General features: G+C 46.6%; 4 protein-coding genes. 2 read left to right on the top strand and 2 right to left on the bottom strand.

Annotated features, from left to right (window positions below; translation table 11 throughout):
- Both V5298_RS19720 and V5298_RS19715 read right to left on the bottom strand, forming a co-directional pair.
- A partial coding sequence (locus V5298_RS19720; RefSeq protein WP_332933134.1) for an MFS transporter occupies window positions 1-330 on the bottom strand: 330 nt, incomplete at its 3' end.
- A gap of 109 nt (window positions 331-439) precedes the next feature.
- Complete coding sequence (locus V5298_RS19715) at window positions 440-2905, bottom strand: TIM-barrel domain-containing protein (RefSeq protein WP_332933133.1); 2466 nt, start codon at window positions 2903-2905, stop codon at window positions 440-442.
- Between the two features lie 175 nt (window positions 2906-3080).
- On the opposite strand from V5298_RS19715, the gene V5298_RS19710 reads away from it, so the two are divergent.
- On the top strand, window positions 3081-4721 hold the full coding sequence (locus V5298_RS19710) for an alpha-glucosidase family protein (protein WP_332933132.1): 1641 nt from the start codon (window positions 3081-3083) through the stop codon (window positions 4719-4721).
- Window positions 4722-4742: 21 nt separating this feature from the next.
- Window positions 4743-5195, top strand: a 453-nt coding sequence (locus tag V5298_RS19705) for an alpha-amylase family glycosyl hydrolase (protein ID WP_332933131.1), incomplete at its 3' end; no start/stop codon positions are given.

Below are 5195 nucleotides of genomic sequence, written 5' to 3'. Positions count from 1 at the left end.
GGTCAGGGTTGCCGAGTTAGGCATTAAAACCATACCGAAAGCCGCAGCAATGCCGCCAGCTAGGATATAGGGTGATCGGCGACCTAAACGATTCCAGGTTTTATCAGAGGCGGCGCCCACAATGGGTTGAATGATGATCCCCATGATCGGGGCCACTAACCAAAACAAAGAGAGGGAATGCAATTCGGCACCGAGATCTGACAAGATCCGACTGGCATTAGCATTTTGCAAGGCGAAGCCAAATTGCACACCTAAAAAGCCAAAACTGACATTCCATATTTGCCAAAATGTTAATTTTCTTTTCTTTTGTGAAATACTTTTAGTTGTCATTACATTCTTGTTGTTATTTGGTTATAGCGGACAATATACAAAGGTTCATGGATAACCTCTATTCGCTGCATACGTATTCAGAGCACAAGCCTCTGGAAACCCCACTGAATTAAAACCCAATGGTGATGTTGGCCGGATCATCATGCCATTTTACCTTCACGGTGAGAGTATTGTTATCTGACGCCCATTTAAAGTTAGTGTTTTGGCCTTGGTAAGTTACCGTTTTAGGTGCATTAGGAATATTGTGTATGACTAAAGACACTGTGCGCATGGTTGGCATTCCAGGGTAGGAGTAACCTTCCTTGCGCAAGGAAATATCCAGGCCGTGTTGATTTTGCTCGGCCTTAAACAGCAATTGTTCGTACTGCTTTTTTTCGTAGGCGGCAAAGGTTTTGCCATCATCTTCGTACATCATTCCCTGTCCATGGGGAACGGAAGGATCGGCGTAATAGTGCAAGGTCAGCGAGGCACTAGAATAGTCCGCTGTGGTTTGTATGGGCTCTATCATGGGAATAAAGGAACCGGCGCGTACGAACACAGGAAAGGTGGTGAGATCTACCTCGCTAGTAATGGATTGGTTACCGCGATAACGCTGTTCGGTAAAAAAGTTAAACCAGGTGCCCTTAGGTAAGTCAACGTCGATTAGCGTTTGCTTCGGGTTCACAATGGGATGAACGAAAAAGGCATCTCCCCAAAAGTAGCAGTGGGCATTACTCATGTCATTGGCTTTGTTATCGTCGGCAAAGAAGGTGGGGCGCATAAGGGGCATCCCCGTTAGACTATTTTTAAATGCCAGGGTGTAGTTATAGGGTAATAACTGATAGCGAAGTTTTATGTAATCACGGGCAATATCCTGGGTTTGTTTGTCGTGATATACGGGTTCCGAGGCAATGTTTTGTTGACCATGGGGCCGAAAGATAGGTTGGAACACGCCATATTGCAACCAGCGAAGATACAGCTCTTTGTCGAAGTGTTCCCCCCCGGCAAAGCCGCCGAGATCAGAGTGGGTATAACCTAAACCAAACAGGCCCATCTGCAAACTTAGCTCGACCTGAGGTTGGAGTCCTCCCCAACTGCGATTGACGTCTCCCGTCCAGGGGATCATGCCGTAGCGCTGGGAACCGGCAAACCCCGAACGCATTAGGATAAAGGGGCGTTCATCTGGGTTAAGCTGGCGCAAGTTGTGATACAGCATGTTGGCCCATTGATGACCATACACATTATGAATGGCGTCCGCGCTGATAAAGGCGCCATCATCAAGTTGATGCAGTGTGTCGGCAGGGTGTACTTCCGGTTCCCCTAAATCGCCCCACCAGCCCTTAATGCCCTGTTCATGTAAGGTGGCGTAAATCGCATTAAACCAATGGCGCCCTTTGGCGTTAAAAATATCAATAATACCGGTGTTGCCAAAATAAAAATCAAAGGTTTTGGGCTTTCCCTGGGCATCTTTTGCCAGCACATCCTGTTGTACCGCTTGTTGCCAGCGTTTTGAACTGGAAAGCACATAGGGCTCGGTGATCAGGATGGGATTAACGCCTTGTTGATTGAGTTGATGGAGCATTTCCTGTGGTTGGGGAAAGTGTTGGCGATCCCAATCTAAATTCCCCATGTGGCCGGTGATGTCCTTGCCAAACCAGTAGAGATCCATCACCACCGCATCCAATGGAATATCCAATTGTTTGTAGCGATCCACGGTGTGTAGTACTTCTTGTTGGGAGTGGTATCCAAAACGGGAGGCAAAGTTTCCTAATGCCCACCGTGGCGGCATGGGTTGCTTGCCTGTCACCGCAACATAGTTGCGGATAATATCAGTAAACTGATCACCGCTGAAAATAGTATAAGCGATACGCCCGGCAACGGCCTCAAAGGACAATATGTTTTCTTGGCTTGCGCCGATATCCAGATAGCCTTTTGCCGAGTTATCAAACAATATCAAGTACTTTTTGCTCGACATCACCGCCGGTATACTAAAATTCATTTGGGTGGATTGGTGGGTATAACCGTAATCGGCCTTGTTGTATAACGGCAGTCGGTATCCCCGACGGTTCATGCCTACTGTGCGTTCGCCACCGCCTAAAAGTTGCTCGTTATCGGTTAATGTAAAGCGCACACCTTCTGTTGTATAGGTTGTCTCATTTTCAATGACTTGCCCCTGAAAAAAGCCACTTTCTTCACGGATCAAATCCCGTTGCTTGTGCTGGTAGCGAACGCCAAAGGGGTGTTTCGTGATAATAGCTTTAAGATCTCCAGCATTAATGGTTAGCGCGTTTGCACTATCCATAACTTGTATGGGGCGTGCAGTTACCCCTTCTTTGTTGGCAAATGACGGTAATTGAGAGGCGGGCAGAGGATTTTGATAAGCATGAAATATCACATTGATGGCGTTGGAATTGAGTACTTTAAACGTTATCTCACCCTTGTCTGTTTCTACGGTAAGCGCATGTTTTTCGATGTGATGCGCAACATAGTGATGTGTGAACTGGCTGTTATCAAAGGGGGTCTTTGCATCGACAGAAAAGCAGACAAAAGTGATAAGTAGCCAAATTGACAAGGACTTAACGTTTAATTTGAGCACAAGAACTCCATGTTGAGTTGTTAGATATACGTTAACAATAATAACGACTTTATTGCTTTGCATAGCCTGAATACGTATGCAAAGGGTATAACCTCAAATTTGAATTCCGTATGCTTTGTTGCATGAAAATGCCAATGGAAAAAGTTGGTAGCACTCTGATTCATTGAGGTTCCCTATGTCTGAACAATTATGGTGGCGCGGCGCCGTCATCTACCAAATTTATCCCCGTAGTTTTTATGACGCTAACAATGATGGTATTGGTGATATTCCCGGTATCATCGACAAGATAGATTACATTGCCAGTTTAGGTGTGGACGCGATTTGGATATCGCCCTTCTTTAAGTCGCCCATGAAAGATTTTGGCTATGACATTAGTGACTATCGGGATATCGATCCGATTTTCGGTACCTTGTCTGATTTTGACCAGCTAATTGCTAAAGCCCATGAAAAAGGGTTGAAAGTGATGGTGGATCAGGTGCTAAGTCATACGTCGGATCAACATGACTGGTTTTTAGCATCACGAGAAAATAAAACCAACGATAAAGCGGACTGGTATGTCTGGGCGGATGCCAAAGACGATGGCACGCCACCGAACAACTGGCTATCCATTTTTGGTGGTGCCGCTTGGACCTGGGAGCCACGGCGGGAGCAATATTATTTGCATAATTTTCTGTCAAGCCAACCGGATCTGAACTTTCATAACCCTGAGGTGCAAAAAGCGGCATTGGAAAATATTGAATTTTGGCTGCAACGGGGTGTGGATGGCTTCCGTTTAGATGCCATTAATTTTTGCTTCCATGATGCCAAATTGCGGGATAACCCCAGTAAAGCACCGGAGCTAAGAACCAGTATTGGTTTTGATGCTAAAAACCCTTACGCCTATCAGTATCATTATTTTAATAATACGCAGGACGAAAACCTCTATTTTATGGAGAAGATCCGAGCGTTGTTAGATCAGTATCCCGGCGCTGTGGCTTTAGGCGAGATTTCTTCGGAAGATTCGCTAAAAACCATGGCCGAATATACCCAGGGCAATAAGCGATTGCATATGGGCTATAGCTTTGACTTACTGACTGAGGAATTCTCGGCTTCTTATATTCGCCGGGTGGTGGGATCCTTAGAGGAAAAGATGTCAGACGGCTGGCCATGCTGGGCTATTTCCAATCACGACTCCAAGCGGGTTTTATCACGCTGGGGCGAAGGCGTGGATGACCAGGAAAAGCCCTATTTGGCTAAGATGCTGTATGGGTTAATCACCTCATTAAGAGGCAGTGTTTGTAGCTATCAGGGGGAAGAGTTGGGGCTTACCGAAGCCCATATTGCTTATGAGGATTTGCAAGATCCTTACGGCATCACCTTTTGGCCCCAATTTAAAGGGCGCGACGGATGCCGTACCCCTCATCCCTGGGAACAGGGAAAACAACATGCGGGTTTTAGCCAACGCAAGCCCTGGTTACCCGTACCTGATGAACATCATAAACTGGCCGTTGATGTACAAGACGCCGAGGCCTCCTCGGTGCTCAATAGTTATCGTCATTTTAACCAATGGCGTAAGCAACATGCCCCTTTGTGTTATGGCGACATAGCCTTTATCGATACCCCCGAGCCACTGCTGGCGTTTACGCGGGAATATGAAGGGGAGCGTATTTATGTGTGCTTTAATTTAGGCAACACGGAGCAAACGCTAAGTCTTAACATTGATGAAGGGAAAAAACTGCAGCCGTTAGAAGGTCATAACTTGCGTCAGGCAACACGTCGCGATGATGACCTCATCCTGCCCCCGTTTTCATGTTTTTATGCCACCTATCACACCTAATTATTGAGAATCGAGACAACCATGAAACGCACTTATTCTTATAACAAAATTGCCGCCGCGTTGCTTCTTGGTAGCGTCCTTTGCTCATGTGCAGAGGTGACGGTACCTAGCCAGCCCGTTGCCGTTGAACAAGTACAAAATATGGGGGGGAAAGCCAGTCAATTGCTGCCTTATGCCCAGCGTCCTTTTCAAGATGAAGTGTTTTACTTTGTCTTACCGGACCGGTTTTCCAATGGTGACAAAAGCAATGATCTGGGAGCGGCGGCGAATGATACTGCCCGCGCTTTATCTCGAGGCGGGTTTGATGTTACTCACAAAGGCATGTTTCACGGGGGTGATCTTGCCGGTTTGATAGACAAATTACCCTATCTTGATGAGATGGGCGTGACGGCTATTTGGCTGACGCCGGTGTTGCGAAATCGCGCTATGCAGGCAGGAACGTCCGGTTATCACGGCTATTGGATTTTAGATTTT

Origin of the sequence: Alteromonas sp. 14N.309.X.WAT.G.H12 (assembly GCF_036697315.1) — a bacterium.
In the GTDB taxonomy this organism is placed as follows: domain Bacteria; phylum Pseudomonadota; class Gammaproteobacteria; order Enterobacterales; family Alteromonadaceae; genus Alteromonas.
Note: the sequence above shows the minus strand (reverse complement) of the source record. Positions and strands in the feature narration are given on the sequence as shown.